This is a genomic window from Mesorhizobium sp. C372A (genome assembly GCF_030323245.1).
Classification (GTDB): domain Bacteria; phylum Pseudomonadota; class Alphaproteobacteria; order Rhizobiales; family Rhizobiaceae; genus Mesorhizobium.
The window spans coordinates 2883956-2910386 of the sequence record NZ_CP100475.1 but is presented as its reverse complement, the minus strand read 5'-3'; the positions used below and the strand labels follow the sequence as shown (position 1 = coordinate 2910386).

The window sequence follows — 26431 nt, the reverse complement described above, 5'->3', positions numbered from 1 at the left end:
AGCATGTCGAGCAGCAAATCATCGATACGCGCGCTTGAACGGCAACCGGAGACAGCACCGGAAAACCGGCTGGCTGCGCTGGAGCGGATCTGGCGCCGCTTCGATGACACCGAGACGTTGCTGCGGAGCGGCGGCCGTGTTTCGGAGGTTTCGCCAACGCATTACAAGGTGCGCGGCCTGTCTGAAGTCGCCAGGCTTGGCGACCTCGTCGAACAGCGCGGCAATGCCGGCACGCGCCGCGGCGAGATCGTCAGGATCGGCCGCGACGAAGTCGTCATCGCCCCTTTCGAACGCAGCGCCGACGCCGGCATCGGCGACGCCGTGTTTCGCCGCGGCCCGCTGACGGTAACGCCGCATGCTTCGTGGCGCGGGCGCGCCATCGACGCGCTGACCCGCGTCATCGACGGCGGCCCGCCGCTGATCAGGATCGGCGAGGCTGCGAGCGGCGACGGCACAACGCCCGGCGCGATGGCGCGGCAGCGCGTCGGCACCGCCTTCACGACCGGGGTCAAGGTCATCGACATCTTCACGCCGCTCTGCCTCGGCCAGCGCCTCGGCGTCTTTGCCGGTTCCGGCGTCGGCAAGTCGACGCTGCTCGCTATGCTGGCCGGCGCCGACGCCTTCGACACCGTGGTCGTGGCGCTGATCGGCGAGCGCGGCCGCGAGGTACGCGAATTCCTCGAAGACACGATCGGCGCAGAGAGCATGGCCAAGACGGTCGCCGTCGTCGCTACCAGCGACGAGAGCGCCATGATGCGCCGGCGCGCGCCGGATACCGCCATGCGCGTTGCCGAACATTTTCGCGACCAGGGCCATCGCGTGCTGCTGGTGCTGGATTCGATTACCCGCTTTGCCCATGCGCTGCGCGAGGTAGCGACCGGCACCGGCGAGCCGCCGGTCGCCCGCGGCTATCCCGCTTCGGTTTTCACCGATCTGCCCAAGCTGCTCGAACGCGCTGGCCCGGGCGCTGAAGGCCCCGGTATCAAAGGACAGGGATCAATCACTGCCATCATCTCGGTGCTGGTCGACGGCGACGACCACAACGACCCGGTCGCCGATTCGGTACGCGGCATCCTCGACGGCCATGTCGTGCTCGACCGCGCCATTGCCGAACAGGGCCGCTACCCCCCGGTCAATCCGCTGTCGTCGATCTCGCGCCTCGCCGACAAGGCATGGAGCCCCGAGCAACGCATGCTGGTGACCAGGCTGAAATCGATGATCTCGCGCTTCGAGGACACCCGCGACATCCGCCTGCTCGGTGCCTATCAGGGCGGCGCCGATGCCGAGCTCGATATTGCCGTGCGCCAGGTGCCGCTGATCTACGAGGCGCTGACGCAGTCGCCCAGGGATCGCGCCTCGAGCGACGCATTCTCCGACCTCGCCCGTCATCTGAAAGGCAAGCAAAGTGTCGATGCAGGAGACTGAGCTTCAGTACACCGAGCGGCTTTTGCGCGAGATGATCGCAGAGGCCAGTGCCGCCGAGGAAGCCCGGGCCAACGAAGCGAGAGCTGTCAGGGCAAAGGCCGATCTCGACAAGGCCGCCAAGGCTGAGGCCATTCTGGCCAGGGCCGCCAGGCCATTCTTGCCCAGGGTAGCCAGCGTAGTCGAGTCCACTGTGCCTCGCTTGGCCGAGCCTGCCTTGCCCAGCGTCGTCAAGCCTGAATTGCCAAGGACCCCTCGCGCCGGCCCCAAAGAAGCGATCGAGACCAGTCGTGACTCGCTTCTCGACGGGCTGTTCCCGGTCACCGAATGGCCGCAGCCGCCAAGGCCGCAATATCCCAGGCTCGACAAGAAATCCGACCGCCGCAGCGATATCGTCTTTGCCGCGCTCGGCATCACGCTTGGCCTGATCTGCGCGCTGTTTCCCTGGTATATCTTCTTCAATCAGGACCAGTTCGGCGTGCAGGCGATCAAGTTCGGCGGCAGCGGCACCAATGCAGGGCGGGTCAGCGGCGGCTCGCAGATGGAGAACAGCGGTCAGCCGCTGACGGCAAACGATGTTCCCGATGTCGACCTGTTCGCCACCGGCACGCTGCAGGACCCCGAGGACAAGACCCGGCCTCCCGGCGTCGACGAGCAGCCCTTCCCGGCGGATCCCAAATTTCGCATGGTTCATGTCGCCAATGGCCGCGCCATGATCGAGGACGATGCCGGCCTGTGGATTGTCCAGCGCGGCTCGAAGCTGCCCGACTCCAGCGTCGTCTCGTCGATCGAGCAACGCGGCGGCAAGTGGGTCATGGTCACCAGCACCGACCAGGTGATCGAACTCTCCAAATAGCGGCACACCGGCTTACGCCTGGCCCGCGCAAGGTCCGCGCAAGACTGGCAGCCTAGTCTTGTACGTACCAGCCTGGAGATCCCCATGGAGCCCATCAACCTTTTCGATCTCGCCGCCAAGCAGTCGCAATGGCTGTCGGTGCGCCAGTCCGCAATTGCCGGCAACATCGCCAACGTCAACACGCCCGGCTACACCGCCGGCGATGTCGAGCCGTTCGAGAAGGTGCTCGACCGCACGGCAGTGTCGCTGACCGCCACCCAGGCAGGCCACCTCGGCACTGCCGCCACTAATGCCGGCTTCACGGTCAAGCCAGAAGAGACGACCGGCGCCATCATGCCCTCGAAGAACACGGTGGTGGTCGAGAACGAACTGATGAAGGCCGGCGAGGTCCGCCGCTCCTTCGAGCTCAACACCGCGATCGTCAAGGCCTTCCATTCGATGATGATGATGGCGGTGAAGAGCTGACAATGGACGCCTTGACCTCAGCCCTCAAGATCGCCGCGTCCGGCCTCAGCGCCCAGTCTGACCGTTTGCGCGTCGTTTCGGAAAATCTCGCCAACGCGCAGTCGACCGGCAACACCCCGGGCGCTGACCCCTATCGCCGCAAGACCATCAGTTTCGTCTCGGAACTCGACCGTGCCTCGGGTGGCACGACAGTTGAGGTCAACTCCATCGACCGCGACCCCAGCGACTTTCCCGTCGAATTCCAGCCCGGCAACGAGGCCGCCGACGACAAGGGCTACGTCAAGATGCCCAATGTAAACGTGCTGGTCGAGATGGCCGACATGAGCGAGGCCAACCGCTCCTACGAAGCCAACCTTCAGGTCATCAAGCAGGCGCGTGATCTGATCTCCATGACCATCGACCTGATGAGGAACCAGTAATGATCAGCGGCATTGGCGGTATCGGATCGCTTCCCCTCAAGCCGGAGATCGGTGGCGCCGATACCACGACCGACCTGTTCCAGGGCACCAGGGCGCCGATGGCCGGCAGCGAAATCGGCACCACCTTCGCCGAAGCGCTGAGCCAGGCTGCTTCAAAGACCGTCAACACCTTGCAGAATGCCGAGCAGGTGTCGATCCAGGCGCTGAGGGGCGACGCCGACACCCGCCAGGTCGTCGACGCCGTCATGAGCGCCCAGCAGGCCCTGCAGACCACGATCGCCATTCGCGACAAGGTCGTCTCCGCCTATCTCGAAATCAGCCGTATGGGCATCTGAGGAGAACTTGCCGTGAAAGCACTCGCCATCGCAGCGACCGGCATGAATGCCCAGCAGACAAATCTGGAAGTCATCGCCAACAACATCGCCAACATCAACACCACCGGCTACAAGCGCGCGCGCGCCGAATTCTCCGACCTGCTCTACCAGGTCGACCGCACGCAGGGCGTGCCCAACCGCTCCAATTCATCGCTTGTGCCGGAAGGCGTGTCGATCGGCCTCGGCGTCAAGACGACGGCGGTGCGCAACGTCCATACGCAGGGCGAACTGACCTCGACCGGCAACAGTTTCGACATGGCGCTGACGGGCCGCGGCTGGTTCCAGATCGAGGGCGGCGACGGCGGCACGCTCTACAGCCGCGCCGGCGCCTTCAACACCAACGCCACCGGCCAGTTGGTGACCGTCGACGGCGCCAATGTCATCCCGGCCATCACCGTGCCGACCGATGCCATCGAAGTTGTCGTCAACAAGACCGGCCAGGTCTTTGCCCGCATCGACGGCCAGACCGACCTCCAGCTGCTGGGCCAGCTGCAGCTCGCCAACTTTGCCAATGAAGCCGGCCTGGCGCCGCTCGGCGACAATCTGTTCCAGGAGACGCCGGCCTCCGGCCCGGCCAATGTCGGCGTGCCCGGCGATCCCGGCTTCGCCTCGGTCGAGCAGGGTTATCTCGAGGCCTCCAACGTCGATCCGGTCAAGGAAATCACCGAGCTGATCTCGGCGCAGCGCGCCTATGAGATGAACTCCAAGGTCATCCAGGCCGCCGACGACATGGCCTCGGTCGTGTCCAAGAACATCAGGTAAGGTTTGATGGTCTCTCCGGCCTCCCGCTCCGCGCTTTGCCGCACCGCGCTGATGCTCGCGCTGGTAGCCGGCGGTGTGCCGGCGTTTGCGCAGGAAGCGGCAAATCAGGAGACCACCACCCAGGTCGCAAGCAGTCAGGCAACCGGCGAGATCGTGCTGATCCCCAACCGGGTCATCTATCCCGGCGAGATGATCGACACCGGCGCGCTGAAACCGGTGACGCTGCTCCCCGGCAAGCACAGGCCGGATGCGGTCGCCACGCGGGCCATGGAACTCCAGGGCAAGGTCGCCAAGCGCACGCTGCTGCCCGGCCGCTATATCCAGGTCGCCGCCATCCGCGACGCCTGGCTGGTCGAACAGGGTGCCGCCGTGCAGGTCTATTTCATCGCGGGCGACCTCACCATTTCGGCCACGGCGGTGTCGCTGCAGCCGGGTGCCGCCGGCGATTTGATAAAGGTCCGCAACACAGACAGCGGCAAGATCTTTTCCGGCACGGTGATGGCTGACGGCACCATCCGGGTCAGCGCGTCATGAGACGCGGAGCTGCCCTTCTGCTCGCGGCCGTTGTCGGCCTGCAGCCGGCGCTGGCCGACGGTCTTACGCCGAACCAAAAGCGCGATCTTGCCGGCCAGAATGGCGGCGCCTTTGTCGATCCCGAATACGATCCGGCCACCACCAACCGCATGTTCAGGGTCTCCAACGGCCCAAGCTCTCTGCCACCCGGCCAGGTCGCATCGCGCATCAAGGACATTGCGCAGCTGCAGGCTTCGCGCGACAACCAGCTCGTCGGCTACGGCCTCGTCATCGGCCTCGCCGGATCGGGCGACAGCCTGCGCAATTCGCCCTTCACCGAACAGTCGATCCGCGCCATGCTCGAAAATCTCGGCATCGCCACCGAAGGCGGCAGCGCGCGGGCCAAGAACGTCGCCGCCGTCATCGTCACCGCCAACATGCCGCCTTACGTGCAGTCGGGCGCCCGCATCGACATCGACGTCTCCTCCATGGGCGACGCCACATCGCTTGCCGGTGGCACGCTGATAATGACGCCACTGAAGGCGGCCGATGGCGAAATCTATGCTGTCGGGCAAGGCTCGGTCATTGTTTCCGGCTTCACTGCCCAGGGCGATGCCGAAAAGCTGACGCAAGGCGTGCCGACCGCCGGCCGCGTGCCCAACGGCGCCATCGTCGAGCGCACAGTGCGCGCCGAATTCGAAGACCAGGCGCTGCTCACCTTGCAATTGCGCAATCCCGATTTCTCCACTGCCGTCCGCATCGCCGACGCCATCAACGGCTACACCTCGCAACGCTTCGGCACGCGCGTGGCGGCGGAGCGCGATGCACGCACCGTGCAGATCAGGCGGCCGAAGAATGTTTCGGCGGCGCGTTTCTACGCCGAGATCGAGAATTTGGTGGTCGAGACAGACACGCCGGCACGCGTCGTCATAGACGAACGCACCGGCACCATCGTCATCGGCAACGAGGTCAAGATCTCGCGGGTGGCGATCAGCCACGGCACGCTCACCGTGCGCATCACCGAACAGCCGAAGATCGTCCAGCCGGAACCGTTCTCCAAGGGCGTGACAGCGGAGGAACCCTTCACCACCATCGATGCCACGCGGCCTGACGCCCGCGTCAATGTGCTCGACGGACCGAACCTCGAAACGCTGGTGTCGGGCCTCAACCGTCTCGGCGTCAAGCCGGACGGCATCATTGCCATTTTGCAAGGCATCAAGTCGGCCGGCGCTTTGCAGGCCGATCTGGTTCTCCAATAGGCCATGCCGATGATCGATTTCTTTTCCCAAAAGCAGCACCGCCGAAGCGCAGCCTTGGCAGCTTGCGTCATCGCCGCCACCGTCCTTGCCGGCGGCACTGTCCGCGCGGAAGAAGCGGTGCGGCAGGTTCTGCCTGGCGGGCAACAGCCGGCGGCAATGCAGCAGCTGGTCCGCGAGAAGGTGCCCGATGAAAGCGAGATCCAGCGCTTCTGCTCCAACATCGCCGACGCCGCCCGCGACCGCCGTTACGCGCTGCAGGCCGAAGAGCTGAAGCAGCTGCAGGCCGGCATCGACCTCCGCATGAAGGCGCTGGACGACAAGCGCGCCGAATACGAGCAATGGCTGAAGCGGCGTGAAGTCTTCCTGGCCCGCGCCGAGGATGGCGTCGTCAAGATCTATGCCGGCATGAAACCGGATGCCGCGGCCGAGCGCCTGGCCATGGTCAACGCCGATCTCGCCGCCGCCATCCTGATGAAACTCGATTCGCGCAAAGCCGGCGTCATTCTCAACGAGATGGACCAGAAGGCAGCGGCCACACTCACCGGCATCATGGCCAGCGCGGCCCGAAGGGTAGATCCGTCATGAAGTCGCATATTCTCGCCCTGGTCGCCACGGCTTCACTTGCCGGATGCGCCTCCGACCCCAGGGAGATCGGCAGGGAGCCGGCGCTGTCGCCGGTTGGCACCGGCATCACCGGCAGCGTCAATGCGCCCTACTCCTATCCCGAAACGCCAGCCGCGCCGGTGAAGAAATTCTCGCTGTGGGATGATCGCCAGAGCCGGTTGTTCACCGACCCACGCGCGCTGCGCGACGGCGACATCCTCACCGTCAGGATCAAGCTCAACGACAAGGCCAACTTCAAGAACCAGAACGACCGCAGCCGCACCGCCGGTCGCAAGCTCGGCTATGACGTCAACCTCGGATGGGAAGGTGCCACCACCAGCGGCAAGGGCGACGCCGGCTTGAGTTCCACCACCGAAACCAATGCGGACGGCGAAATCAAGCGCTCGGAGAACCTCGAGCTCAACGTCGCCGCCGTCGTCACCGAAGTCCTGCCCAACGGCAATTTGATGATCCGCGGCTCGCAGGAAGTGCGCGTCAATTACGAGCTCAGGGTGCTGACCATCGCCGGCATGGTGCGTCCATCCGATATCGGCGCTGAAAACACCATCTCTTATGAACGCATCGCCGAGGCGCGCATCTCCTATGGCGGCCGCGGCCGCGTCAGCGAAATCCAGCAGCCCGCTTACGGTCAGCAGATCCTCGACCAAGTCCTCCCCTTTTAGGACTGGAGAACGGCGCCGTGGCAAATGTCGAACAGGTTCAGCAAAAAAAGGGCCCGTCGCTTGTCATCCAGCTTGCGATGCTGCTGGCGGTGACGGGCGCCGCGATTGGCATGGGCTGGATGTCCGGCGGCTATCTCAAGGGCGTCGGGGGACCGGTGCCTGTGCCCGCCGCACCGGAGAACCAGTCCAATGCCGAGCAACCGAGCAAGGCGGCCGAACATGCTCCCGGCACCGGGCCGACGCTTGTCCAGCTGGCGCCGATCACCACCAATCTGGCTTCGCCTGCTGACACCTGGATAAGGCTGGAAGCGTCGGTGGTCTACGATGCGCCGCAGCCGCCGGAACTTACCGAAAGCATTCACCAGGACCTGCTTGCCATGGTCCGCACCCTGAAGATGCATCAGATCGAAGGCGCCAGCGGCTACCAGCATTTGAAAGCCGACCTCGAGGAGCGCGCCGCAATCCGCAGCGGTGGCCATGCCAAACAGGTTCTGATCAGGACATTGCTGCTCGAATGAGAAAACTCGTCCTCGCCGCCGCGATCGTCGTCGCCGCCACCTCTGTCGCCGCCGCCCAGCAGCTCGATCTCGGCGGCATCGGCAAGGCCGACGGCGCCACCGTCGGCTATATCATCCAGATGTTCGGTCTGCTCACCGTGCTGTCGGTGGCGCCGGGCCTGTTGATCATGGTGACGAGCTTCACCCGCTTCGTCATCGCCTTCTCGATCCTGCGCGCCGGCATCGGCCTGCAGTCGACGCCGGCCAATCTGATCCTGATCTCGCTGTCGCTGTTCATGACCTTCTACGTCATGGCGCCGACCTTCGACCAGGCCTGGAACACCGGCGTCAAGCCGCTGATGGACAACCAGATCAGCCAGACCGAGGCGTTCGAAAAGATTTCGGACCCGTTCCGCACCTTCATGCTGCACAATGTCCGCGACAAGGACTTCGACCTGTTCGCCGATCTCGCCCGCGAACGCGGCCAGGTCGTTGCCAGGGACACCGTCGACCTGCGCATCCTGGTGCCGGCCTTCATGATCTCCGAAATCCGCCGCGGCTTCGAGATCGGCTTCCTGATCGTGCTGCCGTTCCTCGTCATCGACCTGATCGTCGCCACCATCACCATGGCCATGGGCATGATGATGCTGCCGCCGACCGTCGTTTCGCTGCCCTTCAAGATCCTGTTCTTCGTCCTCATCGACGGCTGGAACCTGCTTGTCGGCAGCCTGGTTCGCTCCTTCACCTGACCGTCCGCGCGCCCTTGGCGCCTTGCTAAAATTTTATGCAATATATTTCCGGTTAACCGTCCCGTTTAGCCCTTTGGTAGGGACTTGCCCGCATATTGCTCGCAGATGGCGGGTGATCGGGTCTCACGATCATTGGCATGATGCCGCTCCGTCATACCGGAAAAGCCGGTATGTCAAAAACACCCTGTAAAAATCAAGGTACGAGTAGCCATGTCCAGTATCATGACGAACGCCTCGGCGCTGACCGCGCTGCAGAGCCTGAACAACACCAACAAATCCCTCGAGCAGACGCAGGCCCGCATCTCGACCGGCTACCGCGTTGCCACCGCTTCCGACAACGCCGCTTACTGGTCGATCGCGACCTCGATGAAGTCCGACAACAAGGCCAACTCGGCCGTGCAGGACGCCCTCGGCCTCGGCGCCGGCAAGGTTGACACCGCCTACACCGCCATCAACGACGTCAAGGACCAGGTCGACCTGATCAAGACCAAGCTGGTCACTGCCCGTAGCGCCTCGAAGGAAGACCAGCAGAAGATCGCGACCGAAATCAACGCCATCCAGGCGCAGATCAAGTCCTCGGTCGCCAACGCCAACTTCGCCGGCTCGAACCTGCTGCAGAACGACGCTGCCGCTGCGTCCGACCTGAAGATCGTTGCGGCTTACAACCGTACCGGCGCGACCGTCACCATCGACACCATCGACGTCAAGGCTGCCGATACGCAGGTTCTCGATGTCGCCGGCACGGGCGGCATCGTCGGCGGCCTGCTCGCCGCTGCCTTCTTCGACCCGAGCACCACGGCGGTTACCCCCGCCGCCATCGACACCGCGCTCGGCACTGTTGAAACCGCGCTTGCCAAGCTGTCCACCGGCGCTGCCTCGCTCGGCGCCGCCAAGTCGCGCATTGACACCCAGAAGAGCTTCCTGTCGAACCTGTCGGACTCGATCGACAAGGGCGTCGGCGCTCTGGTCGACGCCGACATGAATAAGGAATCGACCCGTCTGCAGGCCCTCCAGGTCCAGCAGCAGCTCGGCATCCAGGCGCTGTCGATCGCCAACGGCAACTCGCAGTCGATCCTGTCGCTCTTCCGCGGCTGATCTCTCGACATTACGACTGACACCATCCGTCGGGCCGCGCCAACAGCGCGGCCCGATTTCTTTTTGCGGCTGTTGATTTTCTTGCTAAATGGCTGCCGATTTTTGCTCTTGGCCAGCGCCCTGAATGGCTTGGTTTAACAGGCCGTTAACCATATCCGGGTAGTCATGGTTAACCATTCCATGGCGGGCAGACCATACGGTCGATGGGCTTATGCCTACCCCCTTGATGAAGTTGATCCGGCGTGTTCGGGACACGCCAGTGTTTGAAAAGGGGTAAATATCTTGGCTAGCATCATGACGAACGCTTCGGCTCTGACCGCGCTGCAGAGCCTGAACAACACCAACAAGCAGCTTGAAACCACCCAGTCACGCATTTCGACCGGCTACCGCGTCGCCACCGCCAGCGACAACGCCGCCTACTGGTCGATCGCCACCACGATGAAGTCCGACAACAAGGCGCTTTCGGCCGTTCAGGACGCGCTTGGCCTCGGCGCCGGCAAGGTCGACACCGCCTACACCGCCATCACCGACATCAAGGACCAGGTCGACCTGATCAAGGCCAAGCTGGTCACTGCACGCAGCGCCAGCAAGGACGACCAGCAGAAGATCGCGACCGAAATCAAGGCCATCCAGGACCAGATCAAGTCGTCGGTCACCAACGCCTCCTATGCCGGCTCGAACCTGCTGCAGAACGACGCTGCTGCGACCTCCGACCTGAAGATCGTCGCGTCCTATAACCGCACCGGCACGACCGTCGCCATCGACACCATCGACGTCAAGGCGGCCGACACGCAGGTTCTCGATCTTCCTGGCACTGGCGGCATCGTCGGCGCTCTGCTGGCGACGACCTTCTTCGATCCCAGCACAACCCAGGTCCTTCCGGCAGCCATCGACACCGCACTTGGCGCCGTTGAAACGGCGCTTGCCAAGCTGTCCACGGGCGCTGCCTATCTCGGCGCCGCCAAGTCGCGCATCGATACCCAGAAGAGCTTCCTGTCGAACCTGTCGGACTCCATCGACAAGGGCGTCGGCGCGCTGGTCGACGCCGACATGAACAAGGAATCGACGCGGCTGCAGGCCCTACAGGTCCAGCAGCAGCTCGGCATCCAGTCGCTGTCGATCGCCAACGGCAACTCGCAGTCGATCCTGGCGCTGTTCAAGCAGTAAGCCTGACCCGGCTTTCTCCTTCTTGAATTGAAGGGCCGCGCCGACAGCGCGGCCCTTTCGCTTTGTGGCTGTGTTTTGACGCATGTCGTTGACACGGAACCGCTGCACTTCCGGGCGACATGCTCTATCATCTTCGCACAAGCTTCGCGGTCTAGTGTTCCCACGGAATATCATGCTGGGAGCGCTTGAATCGTGCCGCAACAGATCCAGAGCATCATCTCGAATCTCAGGGCATTTGGCGTCAGGCGCCTTGCCATGCTGGCCGGCATTGCCGCATTGGTGATGGCCGTCATCGGCATCGGCTCGGTCTATCTCAACCGCCCTGCCTATGAGACGCTCTATGTCGGGCTCGATCGCTCCGACGTGAACCAGATCGGCCTGGTGCTCGGCGAGGCCGGCATCGGCTTCGACGTCGGCTCCGACGGCACCTCCGTGCTGGTGCCGGCCGGCACCACCGCGCAGGCGCGCATGCTGCTCGCCGAAAAGGGCCTGCCGACCAGCGCCAATGCCGGCTACGAACTGTTCGACAATGTCGGCTCGCTCGGGCTGACCTCCTTCATGCAGCAGATCACCCGCGTGCGCGCGCTGGAAGGCGAGATCGCCCGCACCATCCAGTCGATATCCGGCATCAAGGCGGCCCGCGTTCACATCGTCATGTCCGAGCGCGCCAATTTCCGCCGCGACGAACAGCAGCCCTCCGCCTCGGTGGTCATCCGCTACTCCGGCATCGATGCTGAAAAGAGCGCCATGTCGATCCGCCATCTCGTCGCCGCCGCCGTGCCGGGCCTGTCGGCCGACAAGGTTACCGTGCTCGATTCCAACGGCAATCTTCTCGCCGCCGGCGACGATCCCTCCAACACAAGTGCTGCCCGCACGCTCGGCGTCGAGCAGACCGTCGAGGCGCAGATCGGCGACAACATCCGCCGCGCGCTGACGCCTTATCTCGGCCCCGACAATTTCCGCGCCAGCGTCAAAGCCGACGTCAATACCGACACCCGCCAGACCGAAGAGACAATCTTCGATCCGGAGTCGCGCGTCGAGCGTTCCGTGCAGTCGGTGCGCGCCAACGAAAACAGCAATCAGAGGCAGGCCTCGACCCCGGCCACCGTCGAGCAGAACCTGCCCGAGACCCAGGCGACCAGCACCGATGGTCCGCAGACGTCATCGGCGAACGACCGCAAGGAGGAGATCACCAATTACGAGATCAACTCCAAGAAGATCGCCACAGTATCGAACGGCTATTCCGTTACCAAGATGTCGATCGCCGTCGTCGTCAATCAGCAGCGGCTGATGACCATCCTCGGCAAGGACGCAACGCCCGAGCAGATCGCCAAGCGCGTTGCCGACATCCAGAAGATGGTGGCTTCGGCCACCGGCTTCGACGACAAGCGCGGCGATATCATCGATGTCTCGGCGGTCGAGTTCATCGACGGGCTCGACGGCGAGGCGGTCGAGCAGCCGGGCATAATGGCGTCGATCGGAACCCATGCCGGTACGATGATCAATGCCGGCGCGTTCATCGTCGTGGTGTTCCTGGTCGCCTTCTTCGGCCTGAGGCCAATGGCCACCGCGCTGAGCGCGCGGCCGACGCCGGCACTTGCCGGTCCGAGCTTCGACGACGTCCAGCGTTCACTGCCGACACCCGAAGCCGCCAGCGCCGAACCGGCGCCGGCTGCCTTGCCCGGCAGCCGCCCCGGCCCGACTCCACTCGACGATCTTCGCCAGAAGATCAGGCCGGCGCCGCAGGAGCGGCTTGCCCGCATGGTGGACATCAATGAGGAGCGCACCGCGCAGATCCTGCGCAAATGGGCGGCCCAGGAAGCAGCGGTATAGACCATGGCCTCGGCAGCGCTTTTCGACCTTTTGCCGGATTTCGGCGCACGCAGCCAGCGTGCCGGCCAGCCCTCGCTCGCGGCCATGGCCGAGCCAAGGCCGGAGACGTCGGCGCCGCAGGCCGACATCGGCGCGCTGATCGCCGAAGCGGTCATCGATGCCGAAGCCGCCCTTGAAGCCCGCCTTGCCATCGCCCACCAGGCAGCGCTCGAGGCGCAGAGACAGGCCAATGCCGATGAAGCAAAGGCCTTTCTGGAAAGTTTCGGCGGCGATCTCGGCGCGGTCGTCACTGCCCGTATCGAGATCATGGAGGCCAAGGTCAGCGACCTCGTCGGCGCCACCATTGCGCGCATCATTGGCGGCCTTGTCAGCGACGATCTGCAGAAGCGTTCGCTGGAAGCCCTTGCCGGCACGATCCGCGAAGCCGTCGGCGACAGCGAGGCGGTGCGCATCGCCGTGCGCGGACCGCTGTCATTGTTCGAGGCACTGAAGGCTTCGCTCGGCCCACGCGCGGCCAATCTCGATTTCATCGAGGCGCCCGGCTTCGACCTTACCGTCTCCATTGACGAGGCGGTGTTCGAAACCCGCATTGCCGAATGGTCGGCCGCCTTGTCGGAGGCCCTATCATGAGCGGGGGCCCTATTATGAACGAGTGGACGTCATGAGCGTTGTCGAGGCCGCAGACGCCAGGCACGAGATCATCATCGTGCGGCGCAATCACGACGACCACGACGACGCCCACCATGGCGGCGTCTGGAAGATTGCCTTTGCCGATTTCATGACCGCCATGATGTGCTTCTTCCTCGTCATGTGGCTGATCAACGCCGCCAACGAGCAGACCAAGGCGGCCGTTGCCAGCTACTTCAATCCGGTCAAGCTGGTCGATCGCAACGCCAGCCGCAAGGGCCTCGAAGACCTCGGCGATGGCCCGAGCAAGGTCGGGCTGACGGCCGACGACCCGCGGGACAAGACCAGCAAGGCCGGACAGGACGGCATCGGCGGCGCCGGCACCTCGGACAAGAAGCAATCGAAGGAATCGGCGCCGAAGACCGATCTTTCCGACGAGCATCTGTTTGCCGATCCCTATGCTGTGCTGTCGGAAATCGCCACCGACACCGGCGTCATGCAAAATGTCAGCGAGAAGGGCGATGGCGGCGCGCAGGCGTCCGGCCCGGCTACCGGCGCATCCGGCGGCCAATCCTACCGCGACCCGTTCGCGCCGGATTTCTGGTCGCAGCAGGTGGCTGCACCAGGCGCCGAAGCCACCGCCGAACGCACCAAGATCGAAGGCGATCCCCTGAAGCCGGGTGACAAGGCGGCACAGACGCAAGTGGCGGAGGTGAAGGCCGTGCCGGCCGCGCCGCCAGTGGCCGCGGCGCCGCTCGAGCCGCTGGCGAAATCCGTTTCCGATAAGCCGCTGACCAAGGCTGAAGCCAAAGCAGAGGCCAAGGCTGAAGCAGCGAAGGCCGAAATTGCAAAGGCCGAAGCCGCCGAAGCACAACCCGCACCCAAACCCGAAGCCGCAGAAAAAGCGCCGACGGCCGCCACTGTTAGAGCCGCGGCGCAGGTCAAGCAGGAACTGGCCGAGGCCTTCAAGCCAGGCGACAAATTGCATGATGGCGTCTCCGTCGAAGCCACCGACAAGGGTGTCGTCATTTCGATCACGGACCAGTTCGATTTCGGCATGTTCGAGATCGGATCGGCTGTGCCTAGGCGTGAACTGGTGCTGGCGATGGAAAAGATCGGCCGCATCGTCAACGAGCAGAAAGGCACGATCAGCATCAACGGCCACACCGACGCGCGGCCGTTCCGCAGCGACACTTACGACAATTGGCGGCTGTCCACGGCGCGCGCCCATTCCGCCTATTACATGCTGGTGCGCGGCGGCGTCGACGAGCGCCGCATCACCGAGGTCGCCGGCTTCGCCGATCGCGAGCCGAAAATTGCAGCCGACCCGATGGCGGCCGCGAACCGCCGCATCGAAATCCTGATGGCGACCGACGGATGAGGCGCGCCGCGATCATCGGCCGCGCCGTCGGGCTGCTGCTGCTGAGCGCTGTCCATCCGCCATCGGCCTTCGCCGAGGACGGCTTGCAGCCCTATCAGCTGGTGCGCTCGCTGCAGCTTGTGCAGGACCGCATCGCCGCCGGCGATCACGCCGCGCTGCCGATGCAGGCCAAGCTGCTCGAAATGGCCGACACAAGGCTGCGCGCGGCGGACGCAGATGATTTCAGCGACCCGAAGAATTTTCGCGCCTTGCTGGTCTATGGCATGAGTGGCGGCAACCCCGTCACCGTCGAGGCGGCGGTGTCGCGCGCCAAGACCGACCCGCAAAGCCTGACCATCGCCAAGGGCATTGTCGATTATCTGAACGGCCGGCAGGCGGCTGCGATCGAGGCGCTGAAGCCGATCGATCCGATGACCCTGCCCCCCGATGTCGGTGCCTTTCTGGCGCTGGTCAAGGGCTCGCTTCTCGCCACCGAGCAACCGGTCAGCGCGCTTGCGCTGCTCGACGATGCTCGCCTGCTCAGCCCCGGCACGCTGGTCGAGGAAGCAGCGCTGCGCCGCTCGGTCGGCATCGCCGCCGCGCAAGGCGACGGTGCGCGTTTCGCGCTTGCCTCAACCCAATATGTCGAAGACTACCTCTATTCGCCCTATGCCAGCCAGTTCGCCGACGCCTTCGTCTCCGGCGTCATTACGCTGCACATGGCAATCAGCCAGGACAAGCTCGCCGACATCACCGCAATGATGGATCCAGAACGCGAGAAGGTGATCTATCTGCGCATCGCCCGCCGCGCCGCGATCGACGGCTTTGCCGATCTCTCCGCCTTTGCCTCGGCCAGGGCTGAACGGGGCCGCGACGGCATCCACAATCAGAACGATCCGCGCGCCCAGCTCTATTCCAGCCTGTCCACGGTAACGTCCGGCACCATCGGCGAGGTCCGCGCCAAGCTAGACAAGATCGATCGCAACCAGCTTTCGCAAAGCGACCGCGACCTGCTCGATGCCGCGCAGGCCGTGGCCGGTGAAGTCATCGCCCCGCCGGCGCCGTTGCCTGCCGAAAAGCCCGCACCTGCCGCGGCCAAGCAGGAGCCGGTCAAGGCCGCGGCAGTGGAAAAACCCGACGAGCCAGAGCTGCCGCCGGTCGAAGGCGCGATGCCGGAACAGCCAGCCGTCACAACATCGAGTGAACCGGCAGCAACCGACCGACCGAAGGCGGCAAGTGAACCGGCCGCGCAGGCACCAAGCACGCCAGAGGCAAAGGCGGCGGAAACGCCTGCAGTCGCCTCCGCCAGCGATGCGGCTCCGGTCGTGCCGGCATCGGCGCCGGCCCCCGCCGCCGTAGAGCCAGCCGATCCCACCGACGCCGCCATGGCGAGGACGCGTCGCCAGCTCGATTTGATCGACCAGATGCTTGGAGCAGCCCCGAAATGACCACCAGTGTTGGCCAGGCCCTGCCGGCTCCCGCGCACGCCGGATCGAAGCAGTCGGCCTCAAACGCCAAGGGCGGCGACAAAAGCTTCGGCGACATGGTGCGCGGCGACGACGATGCCCCGACACCGATAGGCCAGGGAGCAATTGAGGCCGCGTCGCACGAGCCGCATTGGGCCAAACGCAGCCCTGCCGGTCCCGGCAAAAGCGAAATCCCACACACCCAGTCTGGCAAGACGGTGGCGAAGTCCGCTGCCGGCAAGGCCGCAAAAGAACATGCCGACAGTGGCCCGGACAAACCATCCAACGACGCTGAAGTGGCCGGACGAGACGCGGATGCAGGACCGCTGCAGGATCATTTGCCATTGGTGCTGGCGCTGCACGATATCAGGCATTTCTCAACGGTCCGGACAAGCGGGAACGGCATCGCGACGAATGGACAGACTGGACAACCGGCGCCCGCTGGCGAGGCCATTTCTGCACAGACGTCGCCTCTGAAGAGACACCGCGCAGCTTCCGGCATTGACGACAGACTCGACACGACGACGCGATCCGAACGGGCCAAGACCGGTACCGGCGTATCAGCACGGGATCTGGGGCAAAAGCTGCCCGCGATCGGGCTCCAGTCCGGCAAACTGCCGCATCAGGATCGTCCGACGCCTCCTCTACCGGCGGACCAGACGGCAAGCGACGTTTCGGCACCCGAGGCAAAACGGTCCGCGCCGTCGGCGAAGGCCGTCGATGGAGCCCGTTCCGCGGCATCGTCCACACCGGGGAAACAGGCGCTATCCGCTGCGCGCGTCGACATTGTCGCCGAGCAGAGTTTCCCGGCCCCGGCGCAAAGCCCGATGAACCAGACGACCTCGGCGCTTATCGACGCGCTGGCTTCGGATAACGGCCTGCGGCAAGCGGTTTCGACGCCGTCGACGACCGCCCAGACGGCCGGTTCTGTTGCCGTTCCGACACATATATTGAAGATCGAGCTTCACCCGGCAGAGCTCGGCATGGTCACCGCCAGTCTCAGGCTTTCCGGAGAACAACTTTCGATAGAATTGAAGCCCGAAACCCATGAGGCTTACCGCCGTCTCGCCACCGACAGCGACGCCATCGTGAAGTCGTTGCGCGGGCTCGGCTTCGATATCGACAAGGTCACCATCCTGCAACCCTCGATAGCGATCCACGCAGCGGCCCGCAGCGATGCAGCGAACTCGCATCCAATGCCGCAAGGCCGCGACCAGTCCGCTTTTCAGCCCGGAAACTCGAGCGGCAACAATACGGGTTCGGGCGGCCAGCAGTCGGGAAGAAACCGCAATGACGATGCCCAGGAATTCGGCCGCGCTGGCGCGCCTGCTGGCGAGCGCGCTGGCGACGATATGTTTATCTAGCCTCGCCACCAAGCCGGCCACCGCCGCCACCAACCCTTGCGAGCCCGAGATTTTGCGTGCCGCCGACCGCTATGGCGTGCCCGCCGGCATCCTCTATGCGGTCGGGCTGACCGAGACCGGCAAGAAGGGTAGCTTGCAACCTAATGCGTTGAATATAGAGGGGAAAGCGGTATTTCCAAGGAACCGCACCGAGGCCCTGGCCACCTTCGAAGCAGCCCGGCGCGACGGCAAGACACTCATTGATCTCGGCTGCATGCAGATCAACCATCACTATCACGCCGCGCATTTCCGCAGCGTCGACGACATGCTCGACCCGCGCCAGAATGTCGACTATGCCGCACGCTTCCTGGCCAGCCTGCATGCGCGTCATGTCAGCTGGTCGATGGCCGTCGCCCGCTACCACGCCGGCCCCGACAATGATCCCGCGCAGAAATTCTATGTCTGCCGCGTCATCGCCAATATGGTCGCCACCGGCTTCGGCAAATGGACCCCGAATGCCCGCAACTTTTGCAACCCTTAGGTGAATCAGCTCTTGCGAACGGCTGCAAATCCACGCCCGGCGGGTGACGTGCCACGTCACCCGTTCGGCAACCAACGATACAACCTCCTGATTGCGGTTATTTCGAAACTCGAAATAACTCCCAAGAAAATAGCTACAAGAAATGATGGTTGTTCAGGATTCCCGGCACCGGTTACGGCTCTTCCCACGGGGCAGATGATCTGATTCGGAGGCGGGGCCGATGATTGTAATCGTTGACGAGCGTGAGCTCGTAACTGAAGGCTATAATTCACTTTTCGATCGTGAGGGCGTCGCCTGTGCAGGCTTCGCGTCCGGTGAATTCGGCGAGTGGGTGACATCGGCCGCCGACACGGATTTGCGATCGGTCCGAGCCTTCCTCATCGGCGACTGCCGCGAAGGCGCCATCTCGCCACGCCAGATCCGCGACCGCACCGGCGCTCCGGTCATTGCGCTGAGCGAACAGCACTCGCTCGAGAATACGCTGCGGCTGTTCGAGAGCGGTGTCGACGACGTCATCCGCAAGCCGGTCCATATTCGGGAGATCCTGGCCCGCATCACCGCCATCCGCCGCCGCGCCCATGAGGACGTCAGCTACACCGAGATCGGCGCCATGCGCATCTTCATGGATGGCCGCGATCCCGAGATCGATGGCCAGCCGCTGCCTCTGCCGCGTCGCGAACGCCGCATCCTCGAATATCTGGCGAGCAACCGCGGACGCCGGGTCACCAAGACCCAGGTCTTCAACGCCATCTACGGCATCTTCGACGAAGAGGTCGAGGAGAACGTGGTCGAGAGCCACATCTCCAAATTGCGCAAGAAGCTGCGCGAAAAGCTCGGCCAGGACCCGATAGATTCCAAGCGCTTCCTTGGCTACCGGCTGGTGTTCTGATGGCGGTCTGCGCCAGCCTCGCGCAAGACAGAAATTATATCCTCGCGACCACAGATGGGCCCAACGATGTTGGGCATTGAGGAGACGTTCGATGAGCCTTTACGGAATGATGCGGACCGGCGTTTCCGGCATGAACGCGCAGGCCAACCGCCTTTCGGCGACAGCCGACAACATCGCCAATTCCGACACCACCGGCTACAAGCGATCCTCGGCCGAGTTTTCGACGCTGATCATGCCGCAGGTCGGCGGCGCCTATAATTCCGGCGGCGTCAACACCACCATCCGCTCGGCCATCAGCGCCCAGGGCGTGCTGCAGTACACGACCTCGGTTTCCGACCTTGCGGTCAACGGCAACGGTTTCTTCGTCGTCCAGGACCCCAGCGGAACGCCTTTCCTCACCCGCGCCGGCGCATTCGTTCCCGACGCTCAGGGCAGGCTGGTCAACGCCGCCGGCTACCAGTTGATGGCATACAGCTACGCCAACGGCACGCCGGCAGCCACCGCCAACGGCTTCGAAGGGCTGGTTCCGGTCCAGATCTCCGACCAGGAAATGACGGCGACGCCCAGCACCACAGGCAATTTCAACGCCAATCTGCCGGCTGGCGCCACGCCGCCCGCCGGTCCGCTGCCTTCCACCAACAGCCCGACCGCCGAATACACGTCGAAGTCCTCGATGGTCACCTACGACAATCTCGGCAACAAGAAGCTGCTCGACGTCTATTTCACCAACACCGGCACCGGCGCCTGGTCGGTCTCTGTGTTCGACCAGTCCCAGGCGACGCCGGGCACATCCTTCCCCTATACGGGCGGCGCGCTGGCCACGGCCAACCTGACCTTCGACACCACCACCGGCAAGCTAACCGGCGCGGTCGACAGCATAACGATCCCCGTACCGGGCGGTGCGTCGCTCGACCTCGATTTGTCCAAGCTGACTCAGCTCGGCACCGGCTTCACAGTCTCCGAAGCCAAGGTCAACGGCAACGCGCCCAGCACGATCGAAAAGATCCAGATCGGCGAGGACGGAGTCATTTACGCCCAGTATCAGGACGGCTCGACCAAGCCGCTGTTCAAGATCCCGCTGGCTGACGTCCAGAGCGCCGATAACCTCACCGCACTGCCGGGCAATGTCTATGCACAGTCCACCGACTCCGGGACCGTGCGCATCGGCTTCGCCAATGAAGGCAAGCTCGGTAGCATCATCTCCGGCGCGTTGGAAAATTCCAACGTCGATATCGCCGAGGAATTGACCAACATGATCGCGGCGCAGCGCAGCTACACCGCTAACTCGAAAGTGTTCCAGACCGGTTCCGACCTCATGGATGTCCTTGTCAACCTGAAGAGATAAACGACGGGCACTAGTGGGATGAACCCAAACCAGAGCAGCGCGGTGCGCGGATTTCGAATTCAAGGCCACACCGGCAAACCGGCCGGGGTGGTCTGGAATTGCAGGTTTCCGAACGCCGACGCCGCCGACAGGGCAGAGACGTCATCCCCTCCCCACTGGCCTCGTGAAAGACCCGCATGTCGCTGACTTCCGCATTGACCATAGCCCAACAGTCGCTTCAGACCACATCGAAGCAGACCAGCGTCCTTTCCCGCAATATTGCCGACGCCAGCAACCCCGACTATGCCCGCCGCACGGCGGTCGTCGTCAGCAGCGCGCCCGGCGCCCGCTCGGTCGAGATCCAGCGCGCCACCAACGCCCTGCTGTTTCGCCAGAACCTTAGCGCGCAATCGGCATGGAGCGGCCAGAGCACGCTTTACAGCGGAATTGACCGCCTCGCCGTTGCCGTCAACGGCGTCGACAACGCCTCCTCTGCCTCGACCGCGATCGGCAAGCTGCAGAACGCGCTGCAGCTTTACGCCGCTACGCCATCCAACCAGAACCTCGGCTCCAGCGTCATCGACGCGGCCCAGCAGGTGGTGCGCGCTCTGAACGACGGCACCAACGCGATCCAGGATTTCCGCACCCAGGCCGATGGCGAGATATCAACGGCGGTTAACGATCTCAACTCGCTGCTTAGTCAGTTCCAGGACGCCAACAAGGCGGTCATCTCCGCAACCCGTTCGGGTACCGACGCATCCGACGCGCTCGACCAGCGCGACGCTTTGCTGAAGAAGATCGCGGACTATGTGCCGGTGTCAACCTTCACGCGGGGCGACAACGACATGGTCATCACCACCAAGGATGGCACGACACTGTTCGAGACCATTCCGCGCTCGGTAAGTTTCACCCCGTCGGCGGGCTACACGGCCGGCACACCAGGCAACACCATCTACATCGACAATGTGCCGGTCAGCGCCGGGGCTGGCGGCAACACCAGCGCCGACGGCAAGCTCGCCGGGCTCATCACCTTGCGCGACGGCGTCGCGGCGACGATGCAGAGCCAGCTCGACGAAGTGGCGCGCGGCCTCATCACCGCCTTTGCCGAAACAGCACCTTCGCAGCCCGACCGAACCGGCCTGTTCACCTGGTCGGGTGCGCCCGCCATTCCGGCCGCCGGCACGCTGATCGACGGGCTTGCCGGCTCGATCAAGGTCAACGCCGCAATGGACCCGAGCGTCGGCGGCAATCCGGTGCTGCTGCGCGACGGCGGCGCCAATGGTGCGGCGTATATCGCCAACACCGCCGGCAACGCCTCCTATTCGCAGCTCTTGATCGGCTATGGCGACAAGCTCGACAAGCCGATGCCTTTCGACGCTGCGGCCGGCATCACCGTGACGTCCAGCGTCTCCGACTACGCCGCCAATGCCATTGGCTGGTTCGAAGGCCAGCGCCAGCAGGCCTCGAGCAATGCAGACGCCAAGGAAGCGCTGGCATCGCGCACCGCCGAGGCGCTGTCCAACGACACCGGCGTCAATGTCGACCAGGAGATGTCGCTGCTGCTCGACCTCGAACACACCTATCAGGCCTCGGCGCGCATGATGAAAACCGTGGACGACATGCTGTCAGCCCTGCTCGATGCCGTAGGATAAGCCATGAAAGCCACATCTGTCTCATCAGCCGCCCTCTCCAACGCCGCGCGCTATCAGCAGATGCGCATGCAGGCCGAACTGGTCAAAGCCACCAAGGAATCGACGACCGGCACCGTCGCCGATGTCGGTCTGGCGCTCGGCGCGCGCACCTCGCAGGCGGTCACCTTCTCGCGCGACCTCGACCGGTTGAACGTCATCATCGATTCCAATTCGCTGGTCACCGCTCGGCTGTCCTCGACGCAGGCTGCGCTTGGCCAGCTTTCCGACACTGCGCAGAATTTGCTGACCGCACTGACCGCCGCCGGCAATTCCTCGAGCACCATCACGCAGCAAGCCGGCAAGGCCGCCGTGCAGCAGATGACCTCTATCCTCAATGCCAGCGTCAACGGCGAATATCTGTTTGCCGGCACCAACACCGACGTCAAGCCGATCGACGATTTCACCGCCGCCGGCTCGCCGGCCAAGGCGGCGTTCGACGCTTCCTTCTCGTCGTATTTCGGCTTCACGCAGACCGATCCGCTCGCCGCCAACATCACCGCCGCCCAGATGGACGGCTTCATCACCAGCAATGTCTTGCCGCAGTTCATGGGCGCCGGCTGGCAGGCCAACTGGTCGAACGCCACCGACCAGCAGATCGTCAGCCGCATTTCGCTGGGCGAAACCACCCAGACCTCGGCCAGCGCCAATGAAGACAGCATCCGCAAGCTCGCCATGGCTTCCGCCCTGGTCACCGGCCTGCTCTCCGGCAACATCAGCCAGGCGGCGAAGACCACCGTCGTCGGTCGCGCCCAGGCGATGGTCGGCGAGGCGCTGGGCGGACTCGGCCAGTTGCAGGCCGAGACCGGCCTTGCCGAGAAGCGTGTTTCCGACGCGAGCGACCGCATGAAGACGCAGGTCGACCTGTTCGAGCGCCATATCCTCGATCTGGAGGGCGTCGATCCGGCCGAGGCCGCCACCCGCGTCGCGGATCTGACGCAGCATATCGAGACGTCCTTCGCGCTGACGGCGCGCCTGCAGCAGATGAGCCTGCTGAACTACCTGACCTGACAATCTCAACCGCAACGGTAGAGCCAAACGATGTACCAATTCTCCTACGCCGACATCCAGACCGACTCCGTTGCCGATGCGAAAGATCGCGAGCGGCAGCTTTTGACCCGCTCGATCGAAATGCTGGCGGCGGCGGCGGCGGTCGGCCACACCTCGATGGAGGCGGTCGAAGCGCTGCACTTCACCAACCGGGTCTGGACCACCTTCGTCGAGGATCTCGGTTCCAGCGACAATGTCCTGCCCAAGGAACTGCGCGCCAACCTCATCTCCATCGGCCTGTGGCTGCTGCGCGAGGCCGAGGACATCCGCCAGGGCCGCACCGACAATTTCGAAGGGCTGATCGAAGTGTCCCAGATCATCCGGGACGGCATTCAATGACCAACACGCTGAAGATATCGCTGAAGCCGAACGAGAAGATCTACATCAACGGCGCCGTCATCCGCGTCGACCGCAAGGTCACCGTCGAGCTAATGAACGACGTACAGTTCCTGCTCGAGAACCATGTCATCCAGGCCGACGATGCCTCGACGCCGCTCAAGCAGCTCTATTTCATCCTGCAGGTGATGCTGATGAACCCGGCCGGCGCCATCGAGGCGCGCGCCATGTTCCGCCGCTCGCTGCCCTTGCTTTTGGCAAGCTTCGAGGATGAGCAGATCAGTGGCGCGCTGAAGCAGATCGACCGCATGGTCGGCGAAGACCATATCTATGAAGCGCTGAAGGCTATCCGCGCGCTTTATCCGCTCGAACGTCGCGCACTTGGCGGCAATGACGATGTTCTGGGTGCGAAGCGCCCGCTGGCCTTGGGAGCACAATACTGATGAATGTGGACATGACGACGACGATCCCCACGGGCGCCAACCAGGGCACCCAGCAGACGTCGAAGACAGCGGTCGACTACCAGTCGTTCCTGAAGCTGTTGATCGCCGAGATGAAGAACCAGGATCCGACGAAACCGATGGATTCGACACAGTATGTCGCCCAGCTTGCCACCTTCTCGCAGGTAGAGCAATCGGTGCAGACCAACACCAAGCTCGACCAGATCATGCAGTCCTCGGCGCTGTCGCAGGCCGATGCCTTGATCGGCCGCTCGATCACCTCGGCCGACGGCAAGACGACCGGCGTCGTGGCCTCGGTCAAGCTTGCAAGCAACGGCGTGATCGCCGTGTTGCAGAACGGCACCGAAGTGCCGGTCGGCGCGGGCGTTTCGATAAAGCCGGCCAGCTAGACAGTTCCATAGAGGCGCGCTCACATGAACGAGGCCGACGCACTCGACATCGTCCAGTACGCGGTATGGACGGTGCTTGTTGCTTCCGCGCCGGTGGTGCTGGTCGCCATGGTGGTCGGCATCGGCATCGCCCTGATCCAGGCCCTGACCCAGATCCAGGAAATCACCCTGACCTTCGTGCCCAAGATCGTCGCCATCATGCTGGTCGTGGCGCTGACCGGTCCGTTCATCGGCAGCCAGATCTCGGCCTTCACCAACGTCATCTTCGAGCGCATTGAAAACGGGTTCTAGGCAGCGCTTGCAGGCGGCTGTGTTCCGGCTAGATTGCAGGCCATGACTCAGGCAGAACTCACCGGCAGGCCATGTGCGGAATAGCCGGCGTCTGGCGCAAACGAAACCCGATCGACGCCAACGACCTGTCGGATGTCGCCAGCATGATGCAGGCGCTGGTACATCGCGGCCCCGACGATCATGACAGCTGGCACAACAATCGGCTGGCCCTCGGTCACCGCCGACTGACCATCATCGATCCCTCGCCCGCCGCCCGTGAGCCGATGCTGACTTCTTCCGGCGATGGCGTTCTCGTCTACAATGGCGAGGTCTACAATTACCGCTCGTTGCGCGAAACGCTGCAGGCGCAAGGCGTCGTCTTTCGAACCATCTGCGATGCCGAAGTGGTTCTCGAAGCCTTGCATCACTGGGGTCCCGAAAAAGCCGTGCCGCTGTTCGACGGGATGTTTTCCTTCGCCTATTTCGACGCTCGCAGCAGTGCGCTGTGGCTTGCGCGTGACCGTCTTGGAATCAAGCCGATGTCGGTGGCCGACACGCCGGAGCGAATCCTGTTCGCCTCGGAGGACAAGGCGATCCTCGCCTGCGACGGTTTTCCGCGCGACATCGACAGCCGCGAGATCACCTTGCGGCTTGCCTGGCAGAGCCGCGATTCCAGCTACAGCCTGTTCGACCGCATCGAGCGCCTGCCGCCCGCCGGCCTGTGGAAGATCACCGATGGCGTTATCGAGAAGCGCCGCTTCTGGCATGTGCTGGACGTGCTGGAGACCGCGCGCATTACCGGCGATGCATCCGCTGATGCTGAACACATGGCGACGCTCGAGGCGTTGCTCAAGGACAGCGTCGGGCTTCACTGCATCGCCGATACCAGCGTTGCCACCGCTTGCAGCAGCGGTGTCGATTCCGGCCTGATAACGGCGCTGGCAAAGCGGTTCAGGCCGGAAGTCCATGGTTATGTCGTCGACCCGCAGCTCGGTCACAGCGAGGCCGAAGACGCCGAACGCACCGGCCGCCATGTGGGCGTGCCCTTGCGCCGGGTGCAGGTCGACAGGAACCGGTTTTTCGAACTTTGGCCAAGGGTAATCTGGCATCTTGAAAGCGATGGCTGGCACGCCAGCCATGTCGCGCTGCTGGCGCTTGCCGAACGATGCCGGGCCGATGGCGTCAAGGTGCTGCTCACCGGCGAAGGCGCAGACGAATTGTTTGGCGGCTACCCATTGCAGGCCTTGAGCATGAAGAAGTGGCGTTCCTGGTCGTGGCCCCGGCGCCTGGTCCATTCGAAACGCTCGCTCGACCGGAGATTCGAGCAACAGCGTCATGCCCCCTACAAGGTCTCGGCTGGAAGCCACTCACAAATGGATCGCAGCATGGTCCTGCGTGCTTTGTCGCCGGAGCTGAATTTCCTGCAAACCGAGATCTTCGACCGCCTGGAGCCGGTTATGCCGCCCGCGGATCGCGCCTTTCTCGGTAGTTGCCTCTACGACCTCTATTCGCATCTGCAGGACATACTGCACCGGCACGACCGGCTGAGCATGGCGGCGTCCGTGGAACTGCGGGTCCCGTTCCTGGAAAACCGCCTGATCGACTTCGCCATCCATTTGCCGAGGCGGCAGAAATACCGCGACAAGACAGGAAAATGGCTTTTGCGAAAGGTCGCTGAAAAGCATATTCCGCGCCAGAACGTCCAGGCGCGCAAGATCGGCTTCGAGATGTCGTCGCAATTTTCGGCCGGCACGGAGACTTTGCTACGCGGCGGTTTCCTGCGCGATGCCTTGAAATGGCCCGCCGCGAATTTGGAGGACATGGTCCAGTTGGCGCGGCGCGAGCAACCGTCCAGGCTGCGGCTTGTCGGCATGGAGCTTTTCCTGCGCCTTCACGCCGGCGGCGAGACGACAGGCACGCTGACCGAAGCCTTGCATACCGCTGCCCGGGACAGAAGCTGACTTCGCGCGCGGCCGACAGCCCCGAGCAG

The 26431-nt window shown here is 63.8% G+C and carries 29 protein-coding genes; all 29 read left to right on the top strand.

The window, feature by feature from the left end:
- Window positions 1-3 precede the first annotated feature (3 nt).
- The 29 genes from fliI (at window position 4) to asnB (ending at window position 26402) form a co-directional block, all read left to right on the top strand.
- Window positions 4-1425, top strand: coding sequence for a flagellar protein export ATPase FliI (gene fliI / locus NLY42_RS13860; protein WP_023755002.1), 1422 nt, complete (start codon window positions 4-6; stop codon window positions 1423-1425).
- The gene (locus NLY42_RS13855) at window positions 1412-2278 is read left to right on the top strand and encodes a hypothetical protein (protein WP_031192940.1); all 867 of its coding nucleotides are present in this window, start codon (window positions 1412-1414) and stop codon (window positions 2276-2278) included. The genes fliI and NLY42_RS13855 overlap by 14 nt, the downstream gene beginning before the upstream one ends.
- A gap of 84 nt (window positions 2279-2362) precedes the next feature.
- Window positions 2363-2743 carry a flagellar basal body rod protein FlgB gene (gene flgB / locus NLY42_RS13850; protein ID WP_023691724.1) on the top strand — a complete coding sequence of 127 codons (381 nt, stop codon included), beginning with the start codon at window positions 2363-2365 and terminating at the stop codon, window positions 2741-2743.
- 2 nt (window positions 2744-2745) lie between these two features.
- Window positions 2746-3162 (top strand): flagellar basal body rod protein FlgC, encoded by a 417-nt coding sequence (gene flgC, locus NLY42_RS13845; protein ID WP_023686341.1) that lies wholly within the window; start codon window positions 2746-2748, stop codon window positions 3160-3162.
- On the top strand, window positions 3162-3497 hold the full coding sequence (gene fliE / locus NLY42_RS13840; RefSeq protein ID WP_023673649.1) for a flagellar hook-basal body complex protein FliE: 336 nt from the start codon (window positions 3162-3164) through the stop codon (window positions 3495-3497). The genes flgC and fliE overlap by 1 nt, the downstream gene beginning before the upstream one ends.
- A 12-nt stretch (window positions 3498-3509) precedes the next feature.
- Window positions 3510-4298: a flagellar basal-body rod protein FlgG gene (gene flgG / locus NLY42_RS13835; protein WP_023673650.1), complete on the top strand. Its 789-nt coding sequence runs from the start codon at window positions 3510-3512 to the stop codon at window positions 4296-4298.
- 6 nt (window positions 4299-4304) lie between these two features.
- Complete coding sequence (gene flgA, locus NLY42_RS13830; protein ID WP_023755003.1) at window positions 4305-4832, top strand: flagellar basal body P-ring formation chaperone FlgA; 528 nt, start codon at window positions 4305-4307, stop codon at window positions 4830-4832.
- Entirely contained in the window at window positions 4829-6070 is a 1242-nt protein-coding gene (locus NLY42_RS13825; protein ID WP_023755004.1) for a flagellar basal body P-ring protein FlgI, read from the top strand. The genes flgA and NLY42_RS13825 overlap by 4 nt, the downstream gene beginning before the upstream one ends.
- A 3-nt stretch (window positions 6071-6073) precedes the next feature.
- The gene (locus NLY42_RS13820; protein ID WP_031244340.1) at window positions 6074-6655 is read left to right on the top strand and encodes a MotE family protein; all 582 of its coding nucleotides are present in this window, start codon (window positions 6074-6076) and stop codon (window positions 6653-6655) included.
- Window positions 6652-7356 (top strand): flagellar basal body L-ring protein FlgH, encoded by a 705-nt coding sequence (gene flgH / locus NLY42_RS13815; RefSeq protein ID WP_023691727.1) that lies wholly within the window; start codon window positions 6652-6654, stop codon window positions 7354-7356. The genes NLY42_RS13820 and flgH overlap by 4 nt, the downstream gene beginning before the upstream one ends.
- 17 nt (window positions 7357-7373) lie before the next feature.
- On the top strand, window positions 7374-7874 hold the full coding sequence (locus NLY42_RS13810; RefSeq protein ID WP_023673655.1) for a flagellar basal body-associated FliL family protein: 501 nt from the start codon (window positions 7374-7376) through the stop codon (window positions 7872-7874).
- Window positions 7871-8602: a flagellar type III secretion system pore protein FliP gene (gene fliP, locus NLY42_RS13805; protein WP_023710973.1), complete on the top strand. Its 732-nt coding sequence runs from the start codon at window positions 7871-7873 to the stop codon at window positions 8600-8602. The genes NLY42_RS13810 and fliP overlap by 4 nt, the downstream gene beginning before the upstream one ends.
- A 210-nt stretch (window positions 8603-8812) precedes the next feature.
- Window positions 8813-9697, top strand: coding sequence for a flagellin N-terminal helical domain-containing protein (locus NLY42_RS13800; protein ID WP_023683303.1), 885 nt, complete (start codon window positions 8813-8815; stop codon window positions 9695-9697).
- Between the two features lie 282 nt (window positions 9698-9979).
- Window positions 9980-10864 (top strand): flagellin N-terminal helical domain-containing protein, encoded by an 885-nt coding sequence (locus tag NLY42_RS13795; protein WP_023683302.1) that lies wholly within the window; start codon window positions 9980-9982, stop codon window positions 10862-10864.
- 192 nt (window positions 10865-11056) lie between these two features.
- Complete coding sequence (fliF, locus tag NLY42_RS13790; RefSeq protein WP_023695749.1) at window positions 11057-12697, top strand: flagellar basal-body MS-ring/collar protein FliF; 1641 nt, start codon at window positions 11057-11059, stop codon at window positions 12695-12697.
- A gap of 3 nt (window positions 12698-12700) precedes the next feature.
- Window positions 12701-13327, top strand: coding sequence for a hypothetical protein (locus tag NLY42_RS13785; protein WP_023695748.1), 627 nt, complete (start codon window positions 12701-12703; stop codon window positions 13325-13327).
- 31 nt (window positions 13328-13358) lie between these two features.
- Window positions 13359-14705, top strand: a complete 1347-nt coding sequence (locus tag NLY42_RS13780) for a MotB family protein (protein WP_023683299.1) — start codon at window positions 13359-13361, stop codon at window positions 14703-14705.
- A complete protein-coding gene (locus NLY42_RS13775; RefSeq protein ID WP_023755006.1) occupies window positions 14702-16132 on the top strand; it encodes a MotC family chemotaxis protein in 1431 nt (476 codons plus the stop codon). The genes NLY42_RS13780 and NLY42_RS13775 overlap by 4 nt, the downstream gene beginning before the upstream one ends.
- A complete protein-coding gene (gene fliK / locus NLY42_RS13770; protein ID WP_023755007.1) occupies window positions 16129-17514 on the top strand; it encodes a flagellar hook-length control protein FliK in 1386 nt (461 codons plus the stop codon). The genes NLY42_RS13775 and fliK overlap by 4 nt, the downstream gene beginning before the upstream one ends.
- Window positions 17447-18034 carry a transglycosylase SLT domain-containing protein gene (locus NLY42_RS13765; RefSeq protein WP_023755008.1) on the top strand — a complete coding sequence of 196 codons (588 nt, stop codon included), beginning with the start codon at window positions 17447-17449 and terminating at the stop codon, window positions 18032-18034. Before fliK ends, NLY42_RS13765 begins: the two co-directional genes overlap by 68 nt.
- A 220-nt stretch (window positions 18035-18254) precedes the next feature.
- Complete coding sequence (locus tag NLY42_RS13760; RefSeq protein ID WP_023683295.1) at window positions 18255-18923, top strand: response regulator transcription factor; 669 nt, start codon at window positions 18255-18257, stop codon at window positions 18921-18923.
- A 91-nt stretch (window positions 18924-19014) separates the two neighbouring features.
- On the top strand, window positions 19015-20268 hold the full coding sequence (locus NLY42_RS13755) for a flagellar hook protein FlgE (RefSeq protein ID WP_023671890.1): 1254 nt from the start codon (window positions 19015-19017) through the stop codon (window positions 20266-20268).
- 176 nt (window positions 20269-20444) lie between these two features.
- Entirely contained in the window at window positions 20445-21899 is a 1455-nt protein-coding gene (gene flgK / locus NLY42_RS13750) for a flagellar hook-associated protein FlgK (protein ID WP_023701067.1), read from the top strand.
- Between the two features lie 3 nt (window positions 21900-21902).
- Entirely contained in the window at window positions 21903-22946 is a 1044-nt protein-coding gene (locus tag NLY42_RS13745; protein ID WP_023755009.1) for a flagellar hook-associated family protein, read from the top strand.
- Window positions 22947-22976: 30 nt separating this feature from the next.
- Window positions 22977-23324 carry a flagellar biosynthesis regulator FlaF gene (flaF, locus tag NLY42_RS13740; protein ID WP_023671893.1) on the top strand — a complete coding sequence of 116 codons (348 nt, stop codon included), beginning with the start codon at window positions 22977-22979 and terminating at the stop codon, window positions 23322-23324.
- Entirely contained in the window at window positions 23321-23764 is a 444-nt protein-coding gene (gene flbT, locus NLY42_RS13735; protein ID WP_023755010.1) for a flagellar biosynthesis repressor FlbT, read from the top strand. The genes flaF and flbT overlap by 4 nt, the downstream gene beginning before the upstream one ends.
- Window positions 23764-24171 carry a flagellar hook assembly protein FlgD gene (gene flgD, locus NLY42_RS13730; RefSeq protein ID WP_023671895.1) on the top strand — a complete coding sequence of 136 codons (408 nt, stop codon included), beginning with the start codon at window positions 23764-23766 and terminating at the stop codon, window positions 24169-24171. Before flbT ends, flgD begins: the two co-directional genes overlap by 1 nt.
- Window positions 24172-24195: 24 nt before the next feature.
- Window positions 24196-24462 (top strand): flagellar biosynthesis protein FliQ, encoded by a 267-nt coding sequence (gene fliQ / locus NLY42_RS13725; protein WP_023671896.1) that lies wholly within the window; start codon window positions 24196-24198, stop codon window positions 24460-24462.
- A 71-nt stretch (window positions 24463-24533) separates the two neighbouring features.
- Window positions 24534-26402, top strand: a complete 1869-nt coding sequence (asnB, locus tag NLY42_RS13720; protein WP_023728384.1) for an asparagine synthase (glutamine-hydrolyzing) — start codon at window positions 24534-24536, stop codon at window positions 26400-26402.
- Window positions 26403-26431: the final 29 nt, after the last annotated feature.

What these genes read in the sequence shown, in the direction of transcription:
- NLY42_RS13765 (WP_023755008.1), top strand. Translation starts at nt 17,447, where the DNA reads ATGCCCAGGAATTCGGCCGCGCTGGCGCGCCTGCTGGCGAGCGCGCTG.
- NLY42_RS13755 (WP_023671890.1), top strand. Translation starts at nt 19,015, where the DNA reads ATGAGCCTTTACGGAATGATGCGGACCGGCGTTTCCGGCATGAACGCG.
- flaF (WP_023671893.1), top strand. Translation starts at nt 22,977, where the DNA reads ATGTACCAATTCTCCTACGCCGACATCCAGACCGACTCCGTTGCCGAT.
- fliE (WP_023673649.1), top strand. Translation starts at nt 3,162, where the DNA reads ATGATCAGCGGCATTGGCGGTATCGGATCGCTTCCCCTCAAGCCGGAG.
- NLY42_RS13855 (WP_031192940.1), top strand. Translation starts at nt 1,412, where the DNA reads ATGCAGGAGACTGAGCTTCAGTACACCGAGCGGCTTTTGCGCGAGATG.
- NLY42_RS13825 (WP_023755004.1), top strand. Translation starts at nt 4,829, where the DNA reads ATGAGACGCGGAGCTGCCCTTCTGCTCGCGGCCGTTGTCGGCCTGCAG.
- asnB (WP_023728384.1), top strand. Translation starts at nt 24,534, where the DNA reads ATGTGCGGAATAGCCGGCGTCTGGCGCAAACGAAACCCGATCGACGCC.
- NLY42_RS13820 (WP_031244340.1), top strand. Translation starts at nt 6,074, where the DNA reads ATGCCGATGATCGATTTCTTTTCCCAAAAGCAGCACCGCCGAAGCGCA.
- flbT (WP_023755010.1), top strand. Translation starts at nt 23,321, where the DNA reads ATGACCAACACGCTGAAGATATCGCTGAAGCCGAACGAGAAGATCTAC.
- flgC (WP_023686341.1), top strand. Translation starts at nt 2,746, where the DNA reads ATGGACGCCTTGACCTCAGCCCTCAAGATCGCCGCGTCCGGCCTCAGC.
- fliQ (WP_023671896.1), top strand. Translation starts at nt 24,196, where the DNA reads ATGAACGAGGCCGACGCACTCGACATCGTCCAGTACGCGGTATGGACG.
- fliI (WP_023755002.1), top strand. Translation starts at nt 4, where the DNA reads ATGTCGAGCAGCAAATCATCGATACGCGCGCTTGAACGGCAACCGGAG.
- fliK (WP_023755007.1), top strand. Translation starts at nt 16,129, where the DNA reads ATGACCACCAGTGTTGGCCAGGCCCTGCCGGCTCCCGCGCACGCCGGA.
- NLY42_RS13785 (WP_023695748.1), top strand. Translation starts at nt 12,701, where the DNA reads ATGGCCTCGGCAGCGCTTTTCGACCTTTTGCCGGATTTCGGCGCACGC.
- flgH (WP_023691727.1), top strand. Translation starts at nt 6,652, where the DNA reads ATGAAGTCGCATATTCTCGCCCTGGTCGCCACGGCTTCACTTGCCGGA.
- flgD (WP_023671895.1), top strand. Translation starts at nt 23,764, where the DNA reads ATGAATGTGGACATGACGACGACGATCCCCACGGGCGCCAACCAGGGC.
- NLY42_RS13780 (WP_023683299.1), top strand. Translation starts at nt 13,359, where the DNA reads ATGAGCGTTGTCGAGGCCGCAGACGCCAGGCACGAGATCATCATCGTG.
- NLY42_RS13745 (WP_023755009.1), top strand. Translation starts at nt 21,903, where the DNA reads ATGAAAGCCACATCTGTCTCATCAGCCGCCCTCTCCAACGCCGCGCGC.
- flgB (WP_023691724.1), top strand. Translation starts at nt 2,363, where the DNA reads ATGGAGCCCATCAACCTTTTCGATCTCGCCGCCAAGCAGTCGCAATGG.
- fliP (WP_023710973.1), top strand. Translation starts at nt 7,871, where the DNA reads ATGAGAAAACTCGTCCTCGCCGCCGCGATCGTCGTCGCCGCCACCTCT.
- NLY42_RS13800 (WP_023683303.1), top strand. Translation starts at nt 8,813, where the DNA reads ATGTCCAGTATCATGACGAACGCCTCGGCGCTGACCGCGCTGCAGAGC.
- flgK (WP_023701067.1), top strand. Translation starts at nt 20,445, where the DNA reads ATGTCGCTGACTTCCGCATTGACCATAGCCCAACAGTCGCTTCAGACC.
- NLY42_RS13760 (WP_023683295.1), top strand. Translation starts at nt 18,255, where the DNA reads ATGATTGTAATCGTTGACGAGCGTGAGCTCGTAACTGAAGGCTATAAT.
- NLY42_RS13775 (WP_023755006.1), top strand. Translation starts at nt 14,702, where the DNA reads ATGAGGCGCGCCGCGATCATCGGCCGCGCCGTCGGGCTGCTGCTGCTG.
- flgA (WP_023755003.1), top strand. Translation starts at nt 4,305, where the DNA reads ATGGTCTCTCCGGCCTCCCGCTCCGCGCTTTGCCGCACCGCGCTGATG.